Genomic DNA, 24,983 nt, shown 5'->3' on the forward strand with positions numbered 1-24,983 from the left:
CCTCCTCGGCGACGGCTCCTAGGAGGTGTGCGGTCTCACTGCTTGCGGGCCGAGGCCAACTCGTCCCGCAGCAGCGCGAACTCGCCGGGCTGGCCCGTGCGGTACGCGGCCCGTGCCACCAGGTGGGCCGCGACCGCGCTGGTCAGCAGCTGGAAGAAGGCCACCAGCGCGAGCGTGCCCAGGTCCACCCACGAACGCAGCCGCAGCGCGACCCCCGCCACCAGCAGCAGCATGCCGAGGGTCTGCGGATTGGTCGCGGCGTGGCTGCGCGTCAGCACGTCCGGCAGCCGGAGCATGCCGATGACGCCGGTCAGACAGACCGCCGCGCCGATGAACAACAGCGTTGATCCGGCGAGATCGGTGACGGCGTGCCAGTTCACGGGCGCTCCCTGAGACCTTGGTCGTTCTTCGTGCGTGCGCTCTTCTTCAGGCTCACCAGCGGCCGCGTCCGGGTGCCCGGCCGGTCGCGCGTCGCGATGAAGCGGGCGATGGCCACCGAGCTCGTGAAACCGAGGAAGGCGATCACCAGCATGATCGAGAGGTAGTAACTGGTGCGGGTGATAGCGGCGTTGACCCCGATACCGGCGATGATGAGCACCGCCGCGATGTCGACGGACACGGCCCGGTCCAGCATCGAGGGCCCGAGCCAGATCCGCACCAGGAGCAGGGCGCCGGCCAGGACGATCAGCACCAGCGCGCCGTTGAGCAGGATGTCGTCGGCGAGTTTCACGCGCCGGGCTCCGTTCTGTCGGGGAGTTCCTCCGGCTCCGACCCGGCGATCCGGTCGATCTCCTCGCGCGTGCCGAAGGCCCGTACGACCAGGGCCTCCAGGCGCCGCACGTCGGCGCGCGCCCGCTCCACCGCGTCCGGGTCGTCGGCGTGGGACACGTGCAGGAACAGGGTGGCGGTGGAACCGTTGACCTCGACGAGGGCCCCGCCCGGCACGCAGGACACCGCGACGGCCGTCGCCGCGATCATCAGGTCGGTGCGGCAGCGCAGCGGCACCGCGATCACGGCGGCGGGGCCCGGACTGCCGCGCAGTGTCTGCCAGGTCACCGTGACCGTGGACGACGTCATGTCGTACAGGAGGTACGCGGCGAGCCGGGCGATGCCGAAGGGCCGCAGCCGCAGGTCGAGTTCGACGGCGGGCAGCGGGAACACCAGGCACAGCGCGAGCGCGACGACGACGCCGCTGATGGCGTTGCCCCACGTGAGGCCCGACCACAGCAGCATCCAGATGACGGTCAGCCAGGCGATCAGCGGAAGGTCGATCCGCCGCCAACGGCCCTTGGGACGAGAGGAGTTCACGGGGCGAGCACCGCCTCCACGTAGGGCGTGCGGGTCAGGAGTTCGGTGGCCGAGCGGTCGGCGAGACCGGTCAGCGGGGTGGCCAGGAGCGTGTACGACAGGCCGAGGAGGACCGCGGCCGCCGTCGCGGCGGTCATCACACGGGGGACCCGCATCGTGGTGCGGACGCACACGGCGGTCGCCACCGTCGAGCCGCCGTGCCCCTCGGGCGCCGAGTCCGGATCGTCGCTCTCCTCCAGTACGTCGCCCTCGTCCGGGGGCTGCGTCGCCGCCGCCCGCCAGAACACCAGGTTCCACACCTTCGCCATCACGTACAGCGTCAGCAGGCTGGTCACGGCGGCCGCGGCGAGCAGCGTGTACGACCACGCGCCGCCGTCCGCGGCGCCCGCCCGCATCAGGCCCAGCTTGCCGAGGAAACCGGACAGCGGCGGGATCCCGGCGAGGTTCATGGCGGGCACGAACCACAGCGCGGCGAGCAGCGGCGCCGACCGCATCGTCCCGCCGAGCCGCGTCAACTCCGTCGTCCCGTAACGCTTTTCGAGCAGACCGGCGGCCAGGAACAGGGTCGTCTGCACGGTGATGTGGTGTGCCGTGTAGACGATGGCGCCGCCGATGCCGCCCCGGCTGCCGAGCGCGAGCCCGTACAGCATGAAGCCGATGTGGCTGACGAGGGTGAACGACAGCAGCCGTTTCAGGTCGGTCTGCGCGACCGCGCCGAGAATGCCGATGATCATCGAGGCGAACGCCACGGCCATCAGCACGGCCGAGAGCCGGTTGCCCGGGAAGAACAGCGTCTCCGCGCGGATCATCGAGTACACGCCGACCTTGGTGAGCAGCCCCGCGAACACGGCCGTCACCGGCGCGGGCGCCGTCGGGTACGAGTCCGGCAGCCAGGCCGCGACGGGGAACGCCGCCGCCTTCACCCCGAACACCGTGAGCAGCAGCACCTCCGCCAAGGTCCGCACCCCGAGCGGGAGTTCGGGCATCCGCTGGGCCAGCTGCGCGAAGTTCACGGTGCCCGCCGCCGCGTACGTCACCGCGATCCCGCCGAGGAACACCAGGGACGAGACCAGGGACACGACGACATACGTCGAGCCCGCCCGCACCCGTGGCTCGGTGGCGCCCACCGTGAGCAGCACGAAGCTCGCCATCAGCATGATCTCGAAGCCGACGTAGAGGTTGACCAGGTCGCCCGCGAGGAACGTCAGCGACACCCCGGCGACCAGCACCAGGTACGCCGGGTGGAAGACGGCGATCGGCGCGTTCTCCTCGCGGTCCGCCATGCCCTGGCTCATCGCGTAGATCAGCACGATGAACGTGACGGCGCCGGACACCAGCAGCATCAGCGCCGCGAGCCGGTCGGCGACCAGCGTCACCCCGAGCGGCGGTCCGAAGTCGCCCAGGTGCACCACGAGGGGGCCGGTGCGGTCGGCCTCCACCAGCAGGATCACATCGACCGCGACGACCCCCGCGAGCACCCCCACCGTGATCAGCCGGTGCAGCCAGCGCAGCCGCGGCCCGATGAACAGGGTCAGGCCGCACACCACGAGGGGCAGCACCACGGGCAGCGGGACAAGGGAGTTCACCGGGTCTCCTCCGTGCGGGTCTCGGTGGGCTCGGGAGGATCGGCCGGATCGGCGGAGGACGACTGGGGCGGGTCGGCGCCGAGCACGTCGTCCCACAGATCGCCGTCCGCGTCCCGGGCGCGGGCCTGGTAGGCGCGGTCGGCGCGCAGCCTGCGGCGCTGGTCGCGGCGCTCCTCGCGCCAGGCGCTCGGGCCCTCGCCGCGATGGATCTCGCGCAGCTCCGCCCGCTCGGCGGAGATCTCCGCGCGCAGCACCACCCGCCGGTCCGCGACGTCGTCCGGCACGAAGTCCGACCCCGTCAACTGGCTGCTGCGGTACGCCATCGCGAGCACGAACGCGGTGGTGGCGAGGGTGATCACGACGGCGGTCAGGATGATGGCCTGCGGCAGCGGGTCCGTCACCTTGGCCGCGTCGACCCCCGGGTACAGCAGCGGCGGGAACCCGGCCGCGCCCGTCGAGGCGAGGACGAAGAGGTTGACGCCGTTGCCGCACACGATGATGCCGACCAGGACCCGCGTGAGGCTGCGGGTGTGGAGGAGGATCCCGCCCACACTGGTCAGCACCACGGCGCAGACCAGCAGGGTCAGACTGACGGTCACGAGTTCTTGGCCTCCCCGGCGAGCGCGAGGCCCGCCCTGTACTCGGTCTGCTGGTCGATCTTCGAGCCGAGCGCCCGTACGACGTCCAGGACCACGCCGAGGACCAGCAGGTACACCCCGAGGTCGAAGACGACGGCGGTGCTGGCGTGCCACTCGCCGATCAGCGGCAGATGACCGTGCCAGGTCCAGCCGTGCAGCACCGTGCCGTCGGCGAGGCCGATGAGCGCCACGGACGTCGACAGGGTGAGCCCGAGCCCGGTGAAGAAACCCGGATGGACCGGCGCCGCCGCCGTCAACTCGTGCCGTCCGCCCGCCAGATAACGGATCGTCAGGGCGATACCGGCGACGAGACCGCCGACGAAACCGCCGCCCGGCAGGTTCTCCGCGCACAGCAGCAGATACATCGACAGCATCAGGATCGGATGGAACACGAGCCGTGCCACCACCTCGAAGACGACCGAGCGGTGCTCCGGGGCGAGCGTGTCCCCGGCCACCAGCCAGCTGCGCTCGGGCGCCCCCTGCCGGTACTTCTCGGGCACCTTGAGCCGTGACGTGGCGAGCGACCAGGCCGTCACCCCGCCCGGCAGCCGGGCCGGCGGCGCGACGGCCCGGCCCTGACGCCGGTGCACGTACAGCAGGCTCGTCACGCCCAGGACGGCGACCGCGAGAACGGCCGACTCGCCCATGGTGTCCCAGGCCCGGAAGTCCACGAGGATCGTGGCGACGACGTCCTTGAGGCCGTGGTGCGCGGTCTCCTCGATGTGCGCGGCACCCGCCGGTTCCGCCGTGCGCGCGCCCGTCGCCAGCCAGACCGCGCACGCCACCGCCACGGCGCTGCCGAGCGCGAGCAGCATGCTCACGCCCCACCGCCAGGTGCGCTGGGTGTCACCGAAGAACACCGGCAGGCGCCGCAGGACGAGGACGAGCACCACGGTCGACACGGTCTCCACGCCGAACTGCGTGAGCGCCAGGTCCGGCGCGCCCTGCACGACGTACAGCAGCGCCGTGCCGTACCCGGTGAGCCCCGCGAGTACCGCCGCCTTCATGCGCCGCTGCACCACCAGACACATCAGGGCGCAGGCACACGTCAGGGCGCCGACGGCGGCCTGCGCCGGGTGGTCCCAGGCGCGGGGCGTGGGCGTGCCGTGCCAGGGCCGGTCGGTGGCGAGGACCGCGACGAGGCCGGTGAACATGACGCCCAGCACCGTCGCCACGTACGACGGCAGCGAACCCTTCTGCACCGTGCCCGTGATCTGGAGCGCCGTGCGTTCCAGGCCGAGCACGGACCGCCCGAACACCTCGTCCGCCTTCGGCCAGGCGAAGCTCCGGCCGAGCCGCACCACCGGCTCCCGCGCCAGGAACAGCGCCGCGCCGGCCGCCCACGCGAGCACCGACAGCCAGAACGCCGTCCCGAACCCGTGCCACAGCGCCAGGTGATAGGGGTGCTCGGGCAGCGGGTACTGGGCCGCGTACCGCTCGAAGAGCGTGGACAGCCAGCCGATGCCGGGGCCGAGGACGAGACACCCGGCCGCGAGCAGCGCGGGCGGCGCGAGGAAGGTGGCACGGACCCGGTGCGCGTCGGTCTCCGGCACCCCCGGCTTGCGGGCGAACGCGCCCCACAGGAAACGCAGGGTGTACGCCGTGGTCAGCGCGGAGCCGACGACGACGCAGGCCAGCACCCACCGCTCGGCCACGCTCCCGTGCAGCAGCGCGTCGAACGCGGCCTCCTTCGCAGCGAACCCGAGCAGCGGCGGCAGCGCGGCCATCGACGCGCCCGCCACGACGGCGACCGCGCACACCCACGGAAGTCTTCGTCCCAGCCCCGACAGGCGCCGCAGATCGCGGGTGCCGGACGCGTGGTCGACGATCCCGGTGACGAGGAACAGCGGCGCCTTGAACAGCGCGTGCCCGAGGATCATCGCGAGGGCGGCCAGCGCGGCGTCGTACGTGCCCGCGCCCGCAAGCACCACCAGGAAGCCCAACTGGCTGACGGTTCCGTAGGCGAGCACCAGCTTCAGGTCGTTGAGCCGCAGGGCCCGCCAGCCACCGAGCAGCATCGTCACCGTGCCCAGCGTCAGCAGCACGGGCCGCCACGGCGCGACCTCGGCGAAGGCGGGGGCGAGCCGCGCCACCAGATACACGCCCGCCTTCACCATCGCCGCGGCGTGCAGATAGGCGCTGACCGGAGTGGGCGCCGCCATCGCGTTCGGCAGCCACATGCTCAGCGGCCACACCGCGGACTTGGCGAGCGCCCCGCACAGGATCAGCACGAGCGCCGCCGACAGGGTGCCGCTCGCGGCGGGCGGCGACTCCAGGATGCGCGAGATCCGGTACGTACCCGCCAGCTGACCCAGCATCAGGAAACCGACGAACATCGCGAGCCCGCCGACCGAGGTCACCGTCAGCGCCTGGAGCGCGCACCGGCGGCTGGAGCGCTTCTCACTGTCGTAGCCGATGAGCAGGAACGACAGGACGGTGGTGAGCTCCCAGAACAGGTACAGGCTCATCAGGTCGTCGGCGAGGACGAGCCCCAGCATCGCGCCCGCGAACGCCAGCAGATTGCCGCCGAACGCCCCCAACTGCCGCGCCCCGCCGTCGAAGTAGCGCACGCAGTACAGCAGCACGAGCGCGCCGATGCCCGCGGCGAGCAGCACCATGACGAGCGACAGCGGGTCGAGCCGGAACGCGATCTCGACGTCGTAGTCCCTGATCCACCACCACGACTCCGTACTCGGCCGGCCCGCGCTCACCTCGCCCCAGCGGGACAGCGCCCAGCCGAGCGCGGCGGCGGGCGGCAGCGCGAGCAGCGCGAACCCGCGCGGCCCGGCCCTGCGGATCAGCGGGGCGGCGCAGAGCGCGACGACGAAGTGTGCGAGGACCAATGCGGTCATACACGATACATATCGGGTGAAAAGGGGTGCGCCGGGTGGGGCGCGCCGGAGAAGCCCAAGAGGTCCGTGCCGGTGACGGAGGAGGCGGCGGGGGAGAGGAGGAAGGCGCTGGGCCCCCATTGCGCTGCATTACGCTGCCAACGTGACGAACCCCTCCGAACCCGACCGGGCCCGACCGGCCAACCAGGGCCGCCGTGTCGCCGCCCGCAACCGCGCCGCGCTCATCACCGCCGCCCGCGAGGTCTTCGCCGAGCAGGGGCTGAACGCGCCGCTGTCCACGGTCGCCCGCCGGGCCGGGGTCGGGCAGGGGAGTCTGTACCGGCACTTCGCCGACCGGGTGGCCCTGGCCTCGGCGGTGCTCGACGAGAACGTCCGGCAGATCGAGACGGCCGCCGCCGGGCCGGACGCGGACCTCACGTCCGTGCTCGGCGTCGTCACCTGGCACATCACCCGGTCCACCGCCTTCGTCGACCTGCTGCGGGTGCGCGGCGACGACGACCGGGGCCGGGAGCTGTCCGCCCGTGTGCGCGCGGCGCTCGCCACGTGCGGACCCGCCGGGCGGGGGCGCGGGCTCGGCGCCGACGAGCTGATGCTGGCCATCGCGATGGTCTCCGGCGCCGTCGCGGGCCCCACCGCCGCCGAGCGCGAGCGCCTGGCGCTCGCCGCCTGGGGGCTGCTCGGCATCGAGGTGGGGCCGCTGCGGTCCGTCGAGACCGCCGACGACTGAGGCGGCGTCAGCCGCCGTTCGACAGCCGGATGCCCTTGGCCAGCGCGTCGAACCTGTACACGTAACCGCCCTTCGGGCCGCTGACCGTCATGTACGCGTCCCGGCCGCCCGGTGCGATCGCGACGTTGGTCGCCGACTCCAGCCCCTTCGCCTCCTTCGCGGGCACCTCCACCGTGCCGAGCCGCTCGCCGTACTTGCTGAAGACCGCCATGGCGGGGCGGCCGTGCAGCGCCTGGTACAGGTTGCCCTCGGCATCCACGGCGATGGAGTCGGTCTGCGCGACGCCGCCGTCGACGTGGATCGCCTCGTGCCGGGTGGTCACCGTGGTCTTCTCGGCGTCGAGCAGCAGGTACGAGACGGTGTCCGTGGCCAGCTCGCTGATCCACAGGCCCTTCTCCTCGGGGTCGAACATCACGCCGTTGGGGTGCGCGAGTCCGTCGGCGAGGACGGTGGCCTTCCCGCCGTCGCGGTCGATCCGCACGATGCGGCCCTCGGCCTCGCCCGTCTTCATACCGTGCAGATCGCTGACGTACAGGTTGCCGTCGTCGTCGAAGGCGATGTCGTCGGGGTTCATCGGGGACCCGTCGACGTCGCCGGAGAAGAACGTGCGGGCGTCCGAACCGTCCTGCTTCGTGCTGCGCACGTCGCCCGACCGGTAGTCCGTCAGATACACGCGGCCGTCGTGCGGGCTGATCTGCGCCGACGTGTACGCGCCGGTCTTGTCGGTGTAGACACCCTCGTGCTTGCCCGTGCGCACGTCCACGGAGATCAGCTTCGGCTCGCCGGGCGGCGCCGTGACGTCCACGACGTACAACGCCCCGCTCTCCGTGAGGACCGGCCCCTCCAGAAGCGTCATGCCGGTGGCCTGGTGGGGATCGGTCACGTGCGAGACCTGGGTGGCCCGGATCGTCCGGCCCTCACCCGACACGGCCGCCGGCCGCGCATCCGCGCCATCGGCCTTCTGCGTCCCGCACGCGGTCAACGAGACCAGCCCGAGGGCGGCGAGGACGGCAAGGGTGTGTGCTCTGCTGGGCATGTGGGGGTACACCTTCCTGCGTTCGAATGTCTGAAGCCCCTCCGGCGATTGAGGAGCGGGGTCCGGCGATCCAAGCCCCTGCGGCGATCGAGGAGCGGGGAACGGCGATCCAGGCGCGGGGTCCGGCAAATCAAAGCCCCTCCGGCGATTGAGGAGCGGGGTCCGGGGCAGCGCCCCGCGGCCTCGGCCACGGCTCACGTGCTCAGGCCACGGACCACCCCCCGTCCGACGGCATCACCACCCCGTTGAGGTTCACCGCATCCTCACTGAGCAGAAACGTCACGGACGCCGCCAACTCCTCCGCCATCGCCAACCCCGGAATCGCCACCCGCATCCGCGCCGTGCGCGCCGACCCGTACGGCGCCCCCTCCGGCACCTGGATCCCCGTCGCCACCGCCCCCGGCGCCACCGCGTTGACCTGCACCCCCGTACCGGCGTACTGGTAAGCCGAGGACTTCGTCAGTCCCACGAGCGCGTGCTTCGACGTCGTGTACGCCGCCCCCGCCGCCGACCCCCGCAGCGCCGCCTCGGAGACGATGTTCACGATGCGCCCGCCGCCCGCCGCGAGCATCCCCGGCACGACGGCCCGCATCAGCCGCATGGGACCGTCGACGTTGATGCGCATGACGCGCTCCCAGATCGCGTCGTCGACCTCGTGCACGGCGGCGTCGTTGTCCATCACACCGGCGACGTTCGCCAGCGCGTGCACCCGGCCGCCGGCCGCCGCGAGCACCGCGTCGGCTGCCTCGGGCCGGGTGATGTCCACGGTGACCGGCACCAGCTCGGCGCCCAACTCGGTGGCCAGGTCGGCGAGTTTGTCGGCCGACACGTCGACGCCGACCACCCGGCCGCCCTCCCGTACGATCCGCGAGGCCACCGCGCGGCCGATGCCGGAGGCGGCGCCGGTGACCACGACGGTCTGCCCGGCGAAACGGCCGCCGGTGATCTTCTCGGTCCACGGCTGGGGCGTGCCGATCTCGACGCCGGGCTGCCGGGCGGCCGCGGTGGGCGCGGCCGGGGCGGCGGTCGGCAGGCCCTCGGGTATCTCGCCGGTCTCCGCGGCGCCGACCAGTACGTCCACCAGCTCCGCCGGGAACTTCCCGCCGGACATCTTCACGAGCTGCTCCAACGGCAGGCCCAGCGCGGGCGCCAGGGCCTCCTCGCTCTGTCCCTGCGAGGCCAGCATGCCGCGCAGGATCTGCCCGGCGGCGGGGTTCGCGAGCCAGTCGCGCAGCGGGGAGGTGGGGGAGAGGTTCGACATCGCGCGCCTTTCGCGTCGGTTCACGTCGGGATCGGGCCGCACCGGCCCCTACCGGACAGTGCTGTCCGGTTGTTGGGTTACGGTACCCGTGACGGTGCGGAAGTCCCAGCGAGGGCACCCCTCGCGCCGCATGCCCCCCCCACGAGAGGAAGCCGCCGGATGACCCTCCCGCAGTGCGACACGCCCCCCACCCCGCAGGAGACGGCCGAGCTGCGCGAGCGCTACCGCGCCGAACGCGAGCGCCGTGTCCGCCCCGACGCCACGGCCCAATACCGTTCCACCACCGCCGAGTTCGGCTACTTCGCCGCCGATCCGTACGCGGGCCCGGCCGTCGAGCGCGCGCCGCTGACCGACACGGTGGACGTCGCCGTCGTCGGCGGCGGCTTCGGCGGGATCCTGGCGGGCGCGCGGATGCGCGGCAAGGGCGTGGCGAAGGTGCGGATCGTCGAGCAGGGCGGCGACTTCGGCGGCACCTGGTACTGGAACCGCTACCCCGGCATCCACTGCGACATCGAGGCGCACGTCTACCTGCCGATGCTGGACGAGACCGGCTACGTACCCGAGTGGAAGTACGCGCCCGGCGACGAGATCCGGCGCCACGCGGTGCGCATCGCGGAGCGCTTCGACCTGTACGAGGACGCCCTCTTCTCGACCGCCGTCACCGCCCTCACCTGGGACGACGCGGCCCACCAGTGGATCGTCGCGACCGACCGCGGCGACGCGTTCCGCGCCACGTACGTCGTCACCGCCACCGGCACCCTCTCCGAGCCCAAGCTGCCCGGCATCCCCGGCATCGAGGACTACAAGGGCCACACCTTCCACACCTCGCGCTGGGACTACGGCTACACCGGAGGCGGCCCCGACGGCGGCATGACCGGCCTCGCCGACAAGCGGGTCGGTGTCGTCGGCACGGGCGCCACCGGCGTGCAGGCGATCCCCAAACTGGCCGAGGACGCCCGGCAGTTGTACGTCTTCCAGCGCACACCGTCCGCCGTGGACGTGCGCGGGCAGCGGCGGACGACACCCGAGGAGGTCGGCGCGGACCGGTCCGGCTGGGCGGCCGAACGCCGGGAGAACTTCCTGCGCATCGTCTCCGGCGAGGACGCCGAGCGGGACCTCGTCGCCGACGGCTGGACCGAGTCGGCGGGCCTGCTGGAGAAGCTGCTGCCGAGCTTCCGCCGGGACGGCGAACCGGACTTCGAGGCCGCCTACGAGGCCGCCGACCACGCCACGATGAACCGGATCCGTGACCGGGTCGCCGCCGAGGTCACCGACCCCGCCACCGCCGAGGCCCTCAAGCCCTGGTACCGCTACGCGTGCAAGCGGCCCACCTTCTCCGACCTGTACCTGCCCGCCTTCAACCGGCCCAACGTCACCCTCGTCGACACCGCGGACACGCACGGCATCGAGCGGATGACGGAGCGCGGGGTGGTCGTCGGCGGCGTGGAGTACGAGGTCGACTGCCTCATCTTCGCGACCGGCTTCTCGGTCGGCGTGTCCGGAGTCACCTCCGGCAAACTGCCGGTCACCGGCCGCGACGGGCTGCAACTCCTCGACTCCCTCGCCCGGTTCGGCCCGCGCACCCTGCACGGCTTCACCAGCGCGGGCTTCCCGAACCTGATCCAGCTGGGGCCGATGCAGAACGCCTCCAGCGTCAACTTCAGCCACATCCTCGACGAACAGGCCGTGCACGCCGCCGCCCTCGTCGCCGCCGCCGAAAAGGCCGGCGCCCTCCTGGAACCCGCCCCCGAGGCCGTCGACGCCTGGCGCGCGACCTGCGCCCAGGACGCCCCCGACCACGCGTGGTTCCACGCCGAGTGCACCCCCGGCTACTACAACCGCGAGGGCAAGGGCCGCCCCAACGGCCCCAACGCCTACCCGCACGGCGCGGTCGCCTTCCACGAACTGCTGCGCAGGTGGCGCGAGGAGAGCATCCACGAGGTCCTGCGCCCCAAAGCCTGACGCCCCCGCCGCCCTCGCTCTACGGCAGCGGCTCCAGATCCGCCCGGAACTGGTGGTGGTCCGAGAACTCGCTGGTGTGGACGGCGTGGGCGCGGGCGGTGACGGCGCGCAGGAAGATGTAGTCGAACTTGCTCTGCCAGTCGGTGGTCGTCGCGCATTCCACCCCGGCCCCGGGGTGGCACGTGGGGTCGGCGTCCGAGGCCAGGGACCACATCGGATCGAGTTCCGGTGCGTCCGGTACGGCGTTGAAGTCGCCCAGGACGACGGCGCGTTCGTGGCGGGCGACCGCCTTCGCGAACACGTCGATCTGCCGCGCGCGGAACTCCTCCTGCTGCCGCTGGGCGAGGTGGGTGTTGAAGACGCGGACGGAGCGGCCGCCGAGCGTCGTCGTCACGGCCATGTAGCCGCGGTCCTCGGAGCCGCCGTCCGGGTACTCGTCGACGACCGCGTCGCTCATCGGGGCCGCCGAGAGGATCGCCTGGCCGTAGCCGCCCGCCCGCCACGGAAGTCCGCCGCAGCGGCCCCAGTTGTGCAGCACCGAGCCGTACTCGACGTGGTAGTCGAGGCCGTAGAAGGTCCGCAGGTAGCTGCGGATCTCCTCGACGTCGCGGACGCACGCCTCCTGGAGACCGACGACCTGCGGCGCGTACGTGGCGATGTCGGCGGCCCGGCCGAGGTTCTTGGCGCTGCCGCAGGGGTTGCAGATGTTCCACGTCATCACCCGGTTCGGCACGATGTCCTTGGCGGCGCCGACGGGCAGCGGCAACGGCTCGGAGACGTGGGCGCCGGTGGGCGCGCTCGGCCCGACGAGTGCCAGGCACACTGCGGCCACGACCACCGCGCACCACCGTCTGCTGAGACCGGACACCGGCACCTCCTCAAGATGATCCTGTCACCGCGCGGTGGTCGTCCGGAGCAACTCGTGGGCCATTTCCCGTGCGGGCAGCTCGGTTTGTCCGGCGATGCGGTGGAACGTCTCCTGGGCGGCCCCGGCCGGCCAGTCGTCCGGGAGGTGTCCGGCGGGCAGGCGGGGATCGGTGCGGATGGTGTCGAGCCACTCGCTGACCAGGCGCAGGCGGGTGCCGAGCGGATCCGCGCGCAACGGGCCGCCCGGGGCGTCCGGCGCGGCGGTCCACCGCGCGTCGAAGGCCCGGTAGCGGGCCGCGATGCTCTCCAGGTCCCAGGTCTCGCGGATCATTCGCTCGATGTCCGTCGTCACACCCGCCGCCCCGTGGAAGGTCGTCACATGTGCGGCGAGCCCGAGCTCCTCGACGGCCGCCGACACGTCGACGTTCCCCGGCGCGATCCACAACCCGCTGTAGAGCGCCCCGAATCCGGACCACGCGAGCCGGGAGCGCAGTTCGTGGCGCCGCCGCTTCCAGGCGTCGGGCAGCGAGAACGCCAGCAGCGTCCAGGTGCCGTCCCACTCGTCGTTGACCGCGCCCTGCTTCCAGATCCGCGAGCGTCCGTCCTCCAGTACGCGCGTGGCCTGCTCGGTCAGCCCGAAGTGCATCCGGCGGCCCTCGCGGCGGCGCCGCAGCAGGCCCCGGTCGACCATCCGCGTGAGCGTCGACCGCACGGCCTGCTCGCCGACCCCGAGCCGGCCGAGCACCTCGATGATGCTGCCCGAGTACACGCACACATCCCCTGCCTCCAGCACGTGGTTGCCGAAGAAGGCGAGCAGCAGCGACTGCGGGCGCGGCTGCGGAGGGCTCGCCGCGTCGCGGGTCGGGTCGGTGCCGATGCCTATGCCGGTGTCGTCCACGTCGGCAAGCGTACGGTCGGCCGCCCGGTGGTCGCCGACGACCAGTAGTGGACGGTGCCGACGACGTCACCGGTCCGACGGCGACGGGGCCGGCGTGTCCTCACGTGGAGGTCTCCTTCGTGCGGGGCGCGGGCTGCCCGCTGGTGTGCGGGAGCGTGTCCTTGCCGGTCTCGCGGACGAACCACAGGGACAGCGCGGTGATGAGTGAACCGCCGCACAGCAGCAGGGCGACGGGGGTGCTGTCGCCGCTGCCCGCCACCAGCGCTCCCGCGATCATGGGGGAGAAGCCCGCTCCGACCAGCGTGGCGCCCTGGTAGCCGAGGGAGGCGCCGGTGTAGCGCACGCGCGTGCCGAACATCTCGCTGAACAGGGCGCCCAGCGGGCCGTACATCACGGACTGGGCGAGCCCGTGCCCGAGGACCACGGCGAGGATCAGCAGACCGGGGGAGCCGGAGTCGACGAGGGCGAGGACGGGGAAGGCGAGCGCCGCCGAGAGCAGGGCCCCGGCGAGGACGACCGGCCGCCACCCGACCCGGTCGGACAGCACCGAGGCGCACGGCAGCACGACGAGCGCCACCGACGAGGACACCGTCAGCGCGGTCAGCGCCTGCGAGCGCGCGTAACCGATGCCCGTGGCGTACGAGATGAGGTAACTGGTCAGCAGGGACTGCGCGGTGAAGGCGCCGATGCCGACGCAGGCCGCCAGCAGGACGGGGCGCGGGCGGCGCAGCACGTCGAGGATCGGCAGCCGCGCCGTTCCGCGCTCCTGCTTCACCTCGGCGAACAACGGACTCTCGACGACCTTCAGGCGGACGAACAGCCCGACGCCGAGCAGCACCACGCTCAGCAGGAACGGCACCCGCCAGCCCCACGACAGGAACGCGTCCCTCGGAAGCATCACGACGAGGGCGACCACGGCGGTGGACAGCAGCGAGCCCAGCGGAGCCCCCAACTGCGTGAAACTGGACCACAGTCCACGCCGTCGCGCCCCCGCGTGCTCGACGACCATCAGCGTCGCGCCGCCCCACTCGCCGCCGATGGCGAGGCCCTGCACGACGCGCAGCGCGATCAGCAGCAGCGGCGCCCAGACACCCGCGGTGTCGTAGGTCGGCAGCAGTCCGATGAGGAAGCTGGCGCCGCCCATCAGCCCCATCGTGAGCAGCAGCATCGACTTGCGTCCGAGCCGGTCCCCGAAGTGCCCGAAGACGATCCCGCCGAGCGGCCGCGCGACATATCCCGCGGCGAACGTGCCGAACGCGGCGATGGTGCCGACGGCCGGATCGGCGCCGGGGAAGAACAGCTCACCGAACGCGATGGCGGCGACGGTCCCGTAGACGAGGAAGTCGTAGAACTCGACCGCCGTCCCGAGGAGGCCGGAGAGGGCGACTCGGCGCAGTTGCCGGGTGGGGTGCGGCATCGCGGGCTCCCTGAGGCAGGGGAAGGGTGCCCGTGAATGTATGCGCGCGCATGACGGCGGTCAGTAAAGTGCACAAGGCCCTGGGGGCGTGGGCTACCGTTCGCGGGTGACATCGACCGCCCCCGCCCAGCCCGGCCCGTTCGCCGGCGAGCGCCTCGACATGCTGCCGCTGCGCGTCGCGCACGCGGAGGAGATGGCCGAGGTGCTCGGCGATCCGGCCCTGCACACCTTCATCGGCGGCGCCCCGGACACGGCCGAGGAGTTGCGGGCGCGCTACGCGCGCATGATCGCGGGCTCGCCCGACCCGGCCGTCGCCTGGCTCAACTGGGTCGTCCAACTCCGGGACGCGGGACGGCTGGTGGGTACGGTGCAGGCGACCGTCGGCGACGGCGTCGCGGAGATCGCCTGGGTCGTGGGGACGGCGTGGCAGGGGCGCGGCTTCGCCACGGAGGCCGCGCGGGCCCTTGTGGCCTGGCTGAACGAGCAGGGCGTGCGCACCGTCGTCGCCCACATCCACCCCGAACACCACGCCTCCGCCGCCGTCGCCACCGCCTGCGGGCTCACGCCCACCGGCGCGTGGCACGACGGCGAAGTGGTGTGGCGGCTGCGCGCCGCCGGATGACGGTGCTCAGCGGAAGGCCGCGTGCCCCGTCAGCGTCTTGCCGATGACCAGCGTGTGGACCTCGCTCGTGCCCTCGTACGTCAGCACCGATTCGAGGTTGTTGGCGTGCCGCAGCACCGGGTATTCGAGGGTGATGCCGTTGGCGCCGAGGATGGTGCGGCACTCGCGGGCGATCCGGATGGCCTCGCGCACGTTGTTCAGCTTGCCGACGCTGATCTGCTCCGGCGTGCCGCGCCCCGCGTCCTTGAGCCGGCCGAGGCGCAGCGCGAGCAGCATGCCCTTGTCGAGCTCCAGGGCCATGTCGGCGAGCTTCGCCTGCGTCAACTGGTAGGAGGCCAGCGGCCGTTCGAAGACCGTACGGTCACCGGCGTACGAGATCGCCGCCTCCAGGCAGTCGCGGGCGGCGCCGAGCGCGCCGAAGACGATGCCGAAGCGGGCCTCGTTGAGGCAGCCGAGCGGGCCGGAGAGGCCGCGCGCGTTCGGCAGCATCGCGTCGGCGGGCAGGCGGACGTCCTCCAGGACCAGCTCGCTGGTGACGCTGGCGCGCAGCGACAGCTTCCGCTTAATCTCCGGCGCCGAGAAACCGGGCGTCCCGGCGGGGACGAGGAAGCCGCGCACGCCCTCCTCGGTGCGGGCCCAGACGACGGCGACGTCCGCCACCGAACCGTTCGTGATCCACATCTTGGTGCCGTTGAGGACCCAGTCCGAGCCGTCGCGCTTGGCGTTCGTACGCATCGAACCGGGGTCGGAGCCCGCGTCCGGCTCGGTCAGGCCGAAGCAGCCGATCTTCTCGCCCGCCGCCATGCCCGGCAGCCACTGCTGCTTCTGCTCCTCGGAGCCGTACTTCCAGATCGCGTACATCGCGAGTGAACCCTGTACGGAGACCAGGCTGCGCAGCCCGGAGTCGACCGCCTCCAGCTCCATGCACGCCAGGCCGTACGAGACGGCGCTGGTGCCCGCGCAGCCGTAGCCCTCCAGGTGCATGCCGAGCACGCCGAGGCCGCCCAGCTCGCGGGCGAGCTCGCGGGCCGGGATGGAGCCGTTCTCGAACCACTCCGCGATCTTCGGGCGCAGCTCGCGCTCGCCCATGGTGCGCACCGTGTCGCGGATGGCGCGCTCCTCGTCGCTCAACATGCCGTCGATGTCGACGAGTTCGAAGGGGTGGAGAGGGGCTGAGGACATCGCGGACTCCTTGGCTGCGGTGCGTGGTCGGCGCTAGGGTGACGGATATCGGATTTTGGATCCAACTTGGCTGCCGCCTCGGATCGTAGCCGTACGCCCACCGCTTGCCAAGGAGACTCGTATGCGGGCCAGCAGCCCTGCCGCCGGACCAGCCGCCCAGGGGGCCCTCGCGGGGCTCGTCGTCGCCGACTTCGGCCGGGTCCTCGCGGCCCCCTATCTCACGATGCTCCTCGCCGACCTCGGCGCGGAGGTCATCAAGGTCGAGCGCCCCGGCACCGGCGACGAGACTCGCTCCTGGGGCCCGCCGTTCGCCGACGGCGAGGCCACCTACTTCCTCGGCGTCAACCGCAACAAGCGCTCCGTCGCCCTCGACCTCACCCAGGACTCCGGCCGCGAGGCCGCCCGCGCCATCGCCGCCCGCGCCGACATCCTCGTCGAGAACTTCCGGCCCGGCACCATGGACCGACTCGGCCTCGGCTACGAGGAGCTGAGCGCGCTCAATCCGGGGCTGGTGTACTGCTCGGTCACCGGATTCGGCGCGGCCGAGGGCGCCGCGCTGCCCGGCTACGACCTGCTGGTGCAGGCGATGGGCGGGCTCATGAGCGTCACCGGGGACCCGGGCGGGCAGGGCACCAAGGCCGGAGTGGCGCTCGTCGACGTCATCACGGGCCTGCACGCCGGCCTCGGCGTCATGGCGGCGCTGCGGCACCGCGAGCACACCGGCGAGGGACAGAAGGTCGAGGTCTCCCTGCTCACCTCACTGCTCTCCGCGCTCACCAACCAGGCCTCGGCGTACGTCGCCGGGGGAGTGGTGCCCCGGGCCATGGGCAACAAGCACCCGAGCATCGCCCCGTACGAGGTGGTGGACGCCAAGGACCGGCCGCTGGCGCTCGCCGTCGGCAACGACCGGCAATTCGGCGCCCTGTGCGCGGAGTTGGGCGTCCCAGGCCTCGCCTCCGACCCGCGCTTCGCGCACAACACCGCGCGCGTCGCCCACCGCGAGGAACTCCTCGCCGAACTCTCCGAGCGGCTGCGCGAGCGCGGCGCCGACGAGTGGTTCCAGGCACTGACCGCCGTCGGCGTGCCCTGCGGCCCGATCAACGATCTCGGCGAGGCCTTCGCGTTCGCGCGCCACATCGGCCTCGACGCCCGCGTCCACATCGACGACCCGAACCGCGAGACCCCCGCCGCGCAGGTCGCCCACCCCATCCGGCTGAGCGCCGCCCCCGCCGCGTACGTCACGGCGCCGCCGCGGCTCGGGGAGCACACCGAGCAGATCCTCGCCGAGCTGGGCCTCGCGGATGGGTCCGCCGCAGGTGAGGCGGGCGATGTCGGTGGGGCTCCGTAGGATGGACGCTCATCACCACGAGCTGCCGACGACACCCGGGAGCGAGGAAGAGGAGCCGCCATGACCACCCCCGCGAGCAGGCGGCGGCCCCCCACGGCGCAGCAGTTCGTCCTCGAAGAGCTGCGCCGGGCCATCACCAGCGGGGAGATCAGGCCCGGCATGCCGATCCGGCAGGACGCCCTCGCCGAACAGCTGGGCGTCAGCCGGGTCCCGCTGCGGGAGGCGCTGAAGACCCTGGAGGGCCAGTCCCTCGTCGTCCACCACGCGCACCGCGGCTACTTCGTCGCCGAACTCTCCCTCGCCGAGCTCCGCGAGGTCTACCGCATCCGGGAGATCCTGGAGGCCGAGGCCGTCCGCCAGGCGATGGCCGCGGGGGGCGGCGCCGTCCTCGGCGCCCTGGAGGAGGCGCAGCGCGAGGTCGAGGCGCAGGCCGAGGCCGGGGACGTCGCGGCGATGGCGGCGGCCAACCGCCGGTTCCACTTCGTCCTCTTCGAGGCGTCCGGCATGCGGCGCCTCGTCCGCCTCATCGCCACCCTCTGGGACGCGACCGACGCCTACCGCTCCCTCTACTACGCGGACTCCACCAGCCGTACGCACGTCGTCGACGAGCACCGCGCGACCCTCGACGCCCTGCGCGAGGGCCGCACCGAGGACGCGGTGCGCATCCTCGACCAGCACCGGGAGCACGCGGTGGTGGCGCTGGAGGGGCTGCTGGGCGAGGGCCCGGCCGCGTAGACACGCACGGCGAAAGGGGGCGGCCCCGCCGGATCTCCGGCGGGGCCGCCCCCTGCTGGCGCATACCTGCCGTTTCAGCAGACGCTGTCCGTCGGCTTCGGGTTGCCGAGCCCGAACAGCGGGCGCAGCCGCAGCCCCGCCCACGTGCCGAGGATGGCGACGGCGCCCCAGATCCAGCCGTGCAGCGAACCGGACACGATGCCCGCGAGGTACGCGCCGATGTTGCAGCCGCCCGCGAGGCGCGCGCCGATCCCCATGAGGATGCCGCCGACGACCGCGGCGACGGCCGTGCGTGCGGGGATGCCGCGGTGCAGCTTCCACACGCCGCCCGCCGCGGCGGCCACGGCCGCGCCGACCATGATGCCGATGTCGGTGAGGCTGTTCTTGTCGGCGAGCACCGGGCCCGACAGCTGCGCGGCGTTGTTCGGCTGCTGCCAGAACGCCCAGGTCTCGGGGGAGCCGCCGAGGGCGCCCACCACCTTGGAGCCCCACAGCGAGAACGCGCTGGTCACACCCCACGCACCGCCCGACACGAGCAGGACGCCCGCGCCGAGCACCGCGAGCACCAGGGCGCCCGCCGCCAGCGGCCAGGAGCCCCGGACCGCACGTCGCCACGCGCCCCGCGCCGACGGCGGCGCACCGACCGGCGGCGGATTGCGGCGGGCCTGCACGGCACGCGCGACGAACCAGATCGCGGCGAGCGCGACGATGGTGATCGCCCACGAGCCGAACCAGCCGACGTGGTCGGACAGCAGATACGGGTCGAGCGCCGGCAGATCGCTCCAGAGCCCGAACTGCCAGGCGGCGAGGGTGGAACCGACGATGAAGCCGAAGAGGGTCAGCACGATCGAGGTCTGGCCCGAGCCGACGGCGAACAGCGTGCCGGACGCGCAGGCGCCGCCCAGCTGCATGCCGATGGCGAAGAGGAACGACCCGAGGATCAGGCCGATGCCGATCGGCCCCGCACTGGGCGCGGGCACCGAGCCGAACAGTCCGGTGCCGGTGCCGATGATCAGGGCGAACAGCGTCGCGGTGCTGCCCAGCAACAGGGTGTGCGCCCGCAGCCCGGTGCCGTTGCCGACGGCGACGAGCTGCCGCCAGGCGCTGGTGAACCCGAACCGCGAGTGGAACAGGGCGAAGCCCAGTCCCAGCCCGAGCAGCAGCAGGACACCCGGCTTGGCGCCGTGCGCCGCGAACACGTAGGCGTCGAGCACGGCGCCGATGACCAGGGCGCCGGCGAGCGGACCCCACCGGGTGGGCGGCGCGGCCTCGGCGACCGGGGCGGGCGATGAGGTGGGGGACGGGGTGAGCAGGGCGGCGCGCGGCGGCGCCCCGGCAGGGGGAGCGGTGGTCACGGCGGATCTCCGGCAGGTGGAGTGGGAGCGTTCGAACAGGGAAGCGGGCCGCGCCGGGCGCGGCGCGGCGAGGTGTCAGCGACGACAGAGCGCGTCGTCGACACTCCACGTCGTGGCCGCGAAGAGCGCGAGAGCCAGAAGACGAGCGGGTCCGAACATGCGCCCCACCTTAGGCCGCACCCTCGAACAGGAGAACGCCGTCTCACATAGCGGTCAACCTGTCTCAAGCAGATGGAGCCTCTCCGGCGATTGAGGAGCGGGGTCCGGGGCGGAGCCCCGTGAGCGCCACCGTGTCAGGCCGGATACGCGTGCGTCTGCGTCGCCTTCACCGTCGCCCAGACCTCCGCCCCGGGATGCAGCCCCAGCTCGGCCGCCGCCACCGTCGTCAGGTCCGCGGCCAGCGCAAGCTCCCCGGACAGGGCCGCCCGGATCTGGTCCCCGTGCGTCTCCATCCCGGAGACCTCGCAGCGCCAGAGGTTACGGGCACTGGACCCGCTCGGCCGCTCCCGGTGCAGCGTCACCGCGCTCGGGGGGAACGCGACGAACACCGGCCCGCGCAGATCCTCGGTCGTCGTGATCACGGGCCCCTCGTCCGCGATGTGGACGGTGTGTCCATCCGCGTCGCCCCGGTACAGGTTGAGCCCCACCAGCTGCGCGATGTAGTCCGTGCGCGGCCGCCGCGCCACGTCCGACGGAGCGCCCTCCTGGACGACGTGCCCGTGCTCGACGACGACGAGCCGGTCGGCCAGCACCATCGCGTCGAGCGGATCGTGCGTGACCAGCACCGCCACCGCCTCGAACTCGGCGAGGTGCCGCCGCAGTTGCGCCCGCACGTCGAGCCGGGTGCGGGCGTCGAGCGCGGCCAGCGGCTCGTCGAGCAGCAGCAGCCGCGGCCGGGTGGCCAGCGCCCGCGCGAGCGCGACCCGCTGCGCCTGGCCCCCGGACAGCCGCCGCGGCTTGGCCGCCGCGTGCGCCGCGAGCCCCATGCGGTCGAGCCACGCCTGCGCCCGCGCCCGCGCCTCGGCCTTGGGCGTGCCCTGGCAGCGCGGTCCGAACGCCACGTTGTCGAGCGCGCTCAGATGCGGGAACAGCAGGTAGTCCTGGAACACCACGCCGACCGGCCGCGACTCGGGCGGCGCCCCGTCCAGCGCGGTGCCGTCGAGGGTGAGGTGCCCGCCGTCGAGCGGCGTGAGCCCCGCGAGCGCGCGCAGCGCGGTCGTCTTGCCCGCACCGTTCGGCCCGAGCAGCGCGACCACGTCACCGGGCGCGGCGGACAGTGCGACATCGAGCCGGAAGTCGCCCCGGTCCACGACGAGCCGCGCGTCGAGACCGCCGCCCGCCCCGCCCTCGTACGCAGGGGTGAGCTCCGGTCCGGTCTTCTCGAGGTCGGTCATGACGCGGTCATCCAGCGGTCACGGAGCCCGGCGAGCACCGTGATCGACACGGCCAGCAGCACCAGGCTGAGGGAGATCGCCGCGGCCGGATCGCTCTGCATGGCGAGGTACACGGCGAGCGGCATGGTCTGGGTGCGGCCGGGGAAATTGCCGGCGAAGGTGATCGTCGCGCCGAACTCGCCGAGCGCCCGCGCCCACGCGAGTACCGCCCCGGCCGCGATCCCCGGCGCGATCAGCGGCAGCGTCACCCGCCGGAACGCGGTGAACCGGGACGCGCCGAGCGTCGTCGCGGCCTCCTCGTACCGGGGATCGGCCGCCCGCAGCGTCCCCTCGACGCTGATCACGAGGAACGGCATCGCCACGAACGCCTCGGCGATCACCACGCCGGTGGTGGTGAACGGCAGCGTGATCCCGAACCAGGAGTCGAGGTACTGGCCGACGACCCCGTTCCTGCCGAGCGCCGTGAGCAGCGCGACACCGCCCACCACGGGCGGCAGCACCAGCGGCAGCGTCACCAGCGCCCGTACGAGACCGCGCCCCGGGAACTCGGTGCGCGCCAGCAGCCACGCCAGCGGCACCCCGAGCACCAGGCTCACCAGCGTCGCCAACGTGGCGCACACCAGCGACAGTTGGAGCGCCTGCCACACCGCGGGACTGGTCAGCTGCTCGGGCAGCTGCGCCCACGGCGCGCGTACGAGCAGCGCGATCAGCGGCACCACCAGGAACGCCAGGCCGACGAGCGCGGGCACCAGCAGCGGCAGCGGCGGAACACGGCCACGGCGGCGGCGCCCGCCCCGGGCGGTGTCGTCGAGCACGGTCACGGCTTGAGGAACCCGGCCTCGGTCAGCGCCTTCTGGCCGTCGGCGGACTTGACCAGCTCGATGAACGCCTTCGCGGCGTCGGCGTTCGGCGCCTTCTTCAGCCGGGCGATCGGGTAGTCGTTGATGGCGTCGGCGGACTCGGGGAACTCCACGCCCTCCACCTTGTCACCCGCCGCGTGCACATCGGTCTTGTACACGACCGCCGCGTCGGCCTCCTTCAGCTCCACCTTCGTCAGGGCGCTCTTCACGTCCTGCTCGTACGAGACCGGGGTGAGCTTCAGCTTGCTCGCGGTCAGCGCCGTCTGCGCGGCGGACCCGCACGGCACCTCCTTCGCGCACAGCACGACCTTCAGGTCGGCGTTCGTGAGGTCCTTCAGGGACGACACCTTGTCCGGGTTGCCGGGCAGGGTGGCGATCTCCAGCTGGTTGCGGACGAACGTGCTCGGCTCGCCCGCCGCGTCCCCGGCGTCGGTCACGGTCTTCATGGTCTTCCGGCTGGCCGCCGCGAACACGTCGGCGGGGGCGCCGCCGGTGATGCCCGCGGCGAGGCTGTCGCTGCCGCCGAAGTTGAAGGTGACCTCGGTGCCGGGGTGCTCCTTCTCGAACTGCTTGCCGAGCTTCGTGAAGCTCTCCTTGAGGGAGGCGGCGGCGAACACGTTCACCGTGCCGGACAGCTTCTCGTCGCCGGAGGAGGCGCCGGAGGAGTCCGCGTCGGACGAGCCGCAGGCGCTCAGCGTCAGCACCGCCGCCGCCCCGATGCCGGTCGCCTGAAGGATCCGACGGGTGGTGGTCCTGCGCGCGGAACGGGTTGTCACGGTTCAGCTCCCCTGCGTGTCCTGCATACGTGTCCTCGAACGCCTACGGCGACCATACTGCCGCATCTGCCAGGCGTAAGTCGCCTGTGGGTTCGCATGATCCCAGTGGATGGACGGTGTAGGTACGCATGTGCGTTCGTACGTCACTGGCTCATGCACGGTCGACATGGACATTCGTCGACTTCACGCGGGCCGTGGCCTCCATGCCGACCTCCAGCCCCAGCTCCTCGACGGCCTCCCGCGTCAGCAGCGACACCAGCCGGTGCGGACCGGCCTGGATCTCCACCTGGGCGGCGACGTCGCCGAGCTTCACGGCGGTCACGATGCCCGGAAACGCGTTGCGCACCGAGGTGTACGAGGGGTGTTCGTCGGAGTCGTCGCCCGCCGCCAGCTCCACGGAGAACGCGGCGAGATCCTTGCCCCGGACCACCCGGTGCCCACTGGCGTCGCGATGCGTGACGATCCGCCCGGCGTCCGCCCACCGCCGTGCGGTGTCGGAGCTGACGCCGAGCAGCCGTGCGGCCTGGCCGATTGTGTAGGACTGCATGCGGTCAAGATAACTTCCGGCGATCACACGGCGGCCGCACCGCGCACGGACCTCGCAGCGCCCTCGCGGCGCCTCCCGGCAGGCCCCTCGGCGGGCCCCCTCGGCAGGGCCCTTCCGCAACGGGACCGCTCAAAGACTCGCGAAGAGATCATCCAGCGGCGCGGGCACGCACTGCGCGTCGCACGCCGCCTCCGTCAGCAGCCGTCCGTAGCGGATCTTGCGGCCCGCCTTCGTGCCGAGGAACCGCCACAGGCGCTGCTGTGCGGTCCGGTCCTGCTGGGCGGGCTGGTGCACGAAGGTTTGCCAGGGATGCCACTCGCCGGCCTCCCGGATCAGCTCCTCGACGCGTACGACGCCGAGCGCGCGGATGAACTCCTGCTCCAGGTCGGCGACGCAGACGAAGACACCCCCGTCGTGCCCCAACGCGCGGTCGTAGTAGGGACGTTCACGCTCGTCGCACAGACCGGTCAGCCGCAGCCCGAGCCCCGCCGGGCCCAGCAGCCGGGCGTACCGCCCGACATTCATGGCGCCGCCCATGGACACGACGCCGACGCCCTCGGCCGCGAGGTCGCGTCCGCGCCGCCCGGCGAGCGCGTCGACCGCGGCGGCGTCGCTGCGGCCCTCAAGTAGCAGGGCGCCCCGTACGCGCAGGCGTTCCGCCAGGTCGCGCGCCGGTTCCATGGGGCCGCCGGCGGCCCAGTCGGTGACCGCTTGGTGGAACGCCTTCATGCCCGCCGTGTCCGTCGTCTCCGTCACGAGGTCAATCCTGCGCTGGACAGGGGCGCGAGCCCAACCCATTACCCCCGCCTCCGGGGCGGAGACCCGCGACGTCAGCAACGACGACCGCACCCGGAACCACTCAGCCGGCCGCCGCCTCCGTCACACTCCGCCACGTCCGCACCAACTGGCTGAACTCCTTCACCTGCACCAGCACATGCTCCCGCGCCGCCTCCTCCGCCACATCCGCCGCCCCCGCGCCAATCGCGTCGGCAATCGCGCGGTGCTCCGCGAGCGACCGCCGCATCCGGTCCGGCACCCGCAACTGCAACCGCCGATACGGCTGGAGCGCCCGCTTCAGCGCATGGGACTGCTGCCGCAGGTACTCGTTGCCGCACGAGTCGTAGACCACCGCGTGAAAGCGCGCGTTCGCGTAGTAGTACCGATCGGCGTCCCCCGCGTGCGCATGCACCTCGCACTCCCGCAGCGCGTCCTCCAGCTCCGCGAGCGCCTCGCGCTCGATGCGCCGCGCCGACAGCCGCGCGGCCATCCCCTCCAGCTCCGCCATCACCTCGAAGCGCTCGGCCAGCTCGGAGACGCTCAGCTCGGTCACGTACGTGCCCTGCTTCGGGCGGATCTGCACGAGACCGGAACGCTCAAGGGCCTGCAACGCCTCGCGCACCGGCGTGCGCGAACAGCCGAACTCGCGCTCCAACTGTGCCGGGTCGAGGCGCTCGCCGGGCCGGTACCGGCCGTCGACGACCGCGTTCTCCAGGGCGTCGCGCACGCGCCTGGCCTCCGGGACTCGAGCCATCTCCACCTCCGAACGCCCAGATTATCCGCCCGCTCCAGGGGGTAGCGCCGCTTCTGTCCCTGATCTACGGTGCGCTTGTTA

General features: G+C 72.7%; 24 protein-coding genes. 5 read left to right on the forward strand and 19 right to left on the reverse strand.

All coding sequences use genetic code 11. The annotated features are described in order from the left end of the window. Positions 1-35: 35 nt before the first annotated feature. Genes mnhG through ACYBSK_RS14870 form a run of 6 tightly spaced genes read right to left on the reverse strand, consistent with a single transcriptional unit; the run spans position 36 to position 6,384 of the window. Positions 36-380, reverse strand: a complete 345-nt coding sequence (mnhG, locus tag ACYBSK_RS14845; protein WP_457477538.1) for a monovalent cation/H(+) antiporter subunit G — start codon at positions 378-380, stop codon at positions 36-38. After that, complete coding sequence (locus ACYBSK_RS14850) at positions 377-730, reverse strand: monovalent cation/H+ antiporter complex subunit F (protein ID WP_457477539.1); 354 nt, start codon at positions 728-730, stop codon at positions 377-379. Before ACYBSK_RS14850 ends, mnhG begins: the two co-directional genes overlap by 4 nt. Then, complete coding sequence (locus tag ACYBSK_RS14855) at positions 727-1,308, reverse strand: Na+/H+ antiporter subunit E (RefSeq protein ID WP_460246399.1); 582 nt, start codon at positions 1,306-1,308, stop codon at positions 727-729. The genes ACYBSK_RS14850 and ACYBSK_RS14855 overlap by 4 nt, the downstream gene beginning before the upstream one ends. Continuing rightward, complete coding sequence (locus ACYBSK_RS14860; protein WP_460246400.1) at positions 1,305-2,894, reverse strand: Na+/H+ antiporter subunit D; 1,590 nt, start codon at positions 2,892-2,894, stop codon at positions 1,305-1,307. Before ACYBSK_RS14860 ends, ACYBSK_RS14855 begins: the two co-directional genes overlap by 4 nt. Beyond that, positions 2,891-3,493 carry a Na(+)/H(+) antiporter subunit C gene (locus ACYBSK_RS14865; protein ID WP_457477542.1) on the reverse strand — a complete coding sequence of 201 codons (603 nt, stop codon included), beginning with the start codon at positions 3,491-3,493 and terminating at the stop codon, positions 2,891-2,893. The genes ACYBSK_RS14860 and ACYBSK_RS14865 overlap by 4 nt, the downstream gene beginning before the upstream one ends. Further along, entirely contained in the window at positions 3,490-6,384 is a 2,895-nt protein-coding gene (locus ACYBSK_RS14870) for a Na+/H+ antiporter subunit A (RefSeq protein ID WP_460246401.1), read from the reverse strand. The genes ACYBSK_RS14865 and ACYBSK_RS14870 overlap by 4 nt, the downstream gene beginning before the upstream one ends. 142 nt (positions 6,385-6,526) lie before the next feature. Between ACYBSK_RS14870 and ACYBSK_RS14875 the strand changes: the two genes are divergently transcribed. Then, entirely contained in the window at positions 6,527-7,111 is a 585-nt protein-coding gene (locus ACYBSK_RS14875; RefSeq protein WP_460246402.1) for a TetR family transcriptional regulator, read from the forward strand. A 7-nt stretch (positions 7,112-7,118) separates the two neighbouring features. Here the strand turns inward: ACYBSK_RS14875 and ACYBSK_RS14880 are convergent, their stop codons facing one another. Then, positions 7,119-8,147 (reverse strand): SMP-30/gluconolactonase/LRE family protein, encoded by a 1,029-nt coding sequence (locus ACYBSK_RS14880; protein ID WP_460246403.1) that lies wholly within the window; start codon positions 8,145-8,147, stop codon positions 7,119-7,121. A gap of 202 nt (positions 8,148-8,349) precedes the next feature. Next, positions 8,350-9,432, reverse strand: a complete 1,083-nt coding sequence (locus tag ACYBSK_RS14885) for an SDR family NAD(P)-dependent oxidoreductase (protein WP_460246404.1) — start codon at positions 9,430-9,432, stop codon at positions 8,350-8,352. A gap of 135 nt (positions 9,433-9,567) precedes the next feature. Between ACYBSK_RS14885 and ACYBSK_RS14890 the strand changes: the two genes are divergently transcribed. Then, on the forward strand, positions 9,568-11,370 hold the full coding sequence (locus ACYBSK_RS14890) for a flavin-containing monooxygenase (protein ID WP_460246405.1): 1,803 nt from the start codon (positions 9,568-9,570) through the stop codon (positions 11,368-11,370). Positions 11,371-11,389: 19 nt separating this feature from the next. Here the strand turns inward: ACYBSK_RS14890 and ACYBSK_RS14895 are convergent, their stop codons facing one another. The 3 genes from ACYBSK_RS14895 to ACYBSK_RS14905 all read right to left on the reverse strand — a co-directional run bounded on the left by ACYBSK_RS14895 (position 11,390) and on the right by ACYBSK_RS14905 (position 14,552). Further along, positions 11,390-12,202 (reverse strand): endonuclease/exonuclease/phosphatase family protein, encoded by an 813-nt coding sequence (locus tag ACYBSK_RS14895; protein WP_460246406.1) that lies wholly within the window; start codon positions 12,200-12,202, stop codon positions 11,390-11,392. A 60-nt stretch (positions 12,203-12,262) separates the two neighbouring features. Further along, on the reverse strand, positions 12,263-13,135 hold the full coding sequence (locus ACYBSK_RS14900) for a PaaX family transcriptional regulator (RefSeq protein WP_460246407.1): 873 nt from the start codon (positions 13,133-13,135) through the stop codon (positions 12,263-12,265). A gap of 100 nt (positions 13,136-13,235) precedes the next feature. After that, on the reverse strand, positions 13,236-14,552 hold the full coding sequence (locus ACYBSK_RS14905; protein ID WP_460246408.1) for an MFS transporter: 1,317 nt from the start codon (positions 14,550-14,552) through the stop codon (positions 13,236-13,238). 160 nt (positions 14,553-14,712) lie between these two features. Here ACYBSK_RS14905 and ACYBSK_RS14910 point away from each other — a divergent pair, with 160 nt between their 5' ends. Then, positions 14,713-15,174 carry a GNAT family N-acetyltransferase gene (locus ACYBSK_RS14910; protein ID WP_460247032.1) on the forward strand — a complete coding sequence of 154 codons (462 nt, stop codon included), beginning with the start codon at positions 14,713-14,715 and terminating at the stop codon, positions 15,172-15,174. A gap of 6 nt (positions 15,175-15,180) precedes the next feature. Here the strand turns inward: ACYBSK_RS14910 and ACYBSK_RS14915 are convergent, their stop codons facing one another. After that, positions 15,181-16,356 (reverse strand): acyl-CoA dehydrogenase family protein, encoded by a 1,176-nt coding sequence (locus ACYBSK_RS14915; protein WP_460246409.1) that lies wholly within the window; start codon positions 16,354-16,356, stop codon positions 15,181-15,183. A 121-nt stretch (positions 16,357-16,477) separates the two neighbouring features. On the opposite strand from ACYBSK_RS14915, the gene ACYBSK_RS14920 reads away from it, so the two are divergent. Both ACYBSK_RS14920 and ACYBSK_RS14925 read left to right on the forward strand, forming a co-directional pair. Further along, on the forward strand, positions 16,478-17,704 hold the full coding sequence (locus ACYBSK_RS14920; RefSeq protein WP_460246410.1) for a CaiB/BaiF CoA transferase family protein: 1,227 nt from the start codon (positions 16,478-16,480) through the stop codon (positions 17,702-17,704). A gap of 60 nt (positions 17,705-17,764) precedes the next feature. Then, on the forward strand, positions 17,765-18,439 hold the full coding sequence (locus ACYBSK_RS14925) for a GntR family transcriptional regulator (protein WP_457477552.1): 675 nt from the start codon (positions 17,765-17,767) through the stop codon (positions 18,437-18,439). A gap of 74 nt (positions 18,440-18,513) precedes the next feature. Here ACYBSK_RS14925 and ACYBSK_RS14930 read toward each other — a convergent pair whose 3' ends face one another. From ACYBSK_RS14930 to ACYBSK_RS14960, 7 genes are all read right to left on the reverse strand, one after another. After that, positions 18,514-19,794, reverse strand: a complete 1,281-nt coding sequence (locus ACYBSK_RS14930) for a YeeE/YedE family protein (RefSeq protein WP_460246411.1) — start codon at positions 19,792-19,794, stop codon at positions 18,514-18,516. A 293-nt stretch (positions 19,795-20,087) separates the two neighbouring features. Beyond that, the gene (locus ACYBSK_RS14935) at positions 20,088-21,188 is read right to left on the reverse strand and encodes an ABC transporter ATP-binding protein (protein ID WP_460246412.1); all 1,101 of its coding nucleotides are present in this window, start codon (positions 21,186-21,188) and stop codon (positions 20,088-20,090) included. Then, positions 21,185-22,009 carry a molybdate ABC transporter permease subunit gene (modB, locus tag ACYBSK_RS14940; RefSeq protein WP_460246413.1) on the reverse strand — a complete coding sequence of 275 codons (825 nt, stop codon included), beginning with the start codon at positions 22,007-22,009 and terminating at the stop codon, positions 21,185-21,187. The genes ACYBSK_RS14935 and modB overlap by 4 nt, the downstream gene beginning before the upstream one ends. Next, a complete protein-coding gene (gene modA / locus ACYBSK_RS14945; RefSeq protein WP_460246414.1) occupies positions 22,006-22,824 on the reverse strand; it encodes a molybdate ABC transporter substrate-binding protein in 819 nt (272 codons plus the stop codon). The genes modB and modA overlap by 4 nt, the downstream gene beginning before the upstream one ends. A gap of 151 nt (positions 22,825-22,975) precedes the next feature. After that, positions 22,976-23,371, reverse strand: a complete 396-nt coding sequence (locus tag ACYBSK_RS14950; protein WP_460246415.1) for a TOBE domain-containing protein — start codon at positions 23,369-23,371, stop codon at positions 22,976-22,978. A gap of 129 nt (positions 23,372-23,500) precedes the next feature. After that, on the reverse strand, positions 23,501-24,100 hold the full coding sequence (locus ACYBSK_RS14955; RefSeq protein WP_457481753.1) for a TOPRIM nucleotidyl transferase/hydrolase domain-containing protein: 600 nt from the start codon (positions 24,098-24,100) through the stop codon (positions 23,501-23,503). A gap of 130 nt (positions 24,101-24,230) precedes the next feature. Then, positions 24,231-24,902, reverse strand: coding sequence for a GntR family transcriptional regulator (locus ACYBSK_RS14960; RefSeq protein ID WP_457477558.1), 672 nt, complete (start codon positions 24,900-24,902; stop codon positions 24,231-24,233). Positions 24,903-24,983 lie beyond the last annotated feature (81 nt).

This window comes from Streptomyces sp. BYX5S (genome assembly GCF_054724165.1).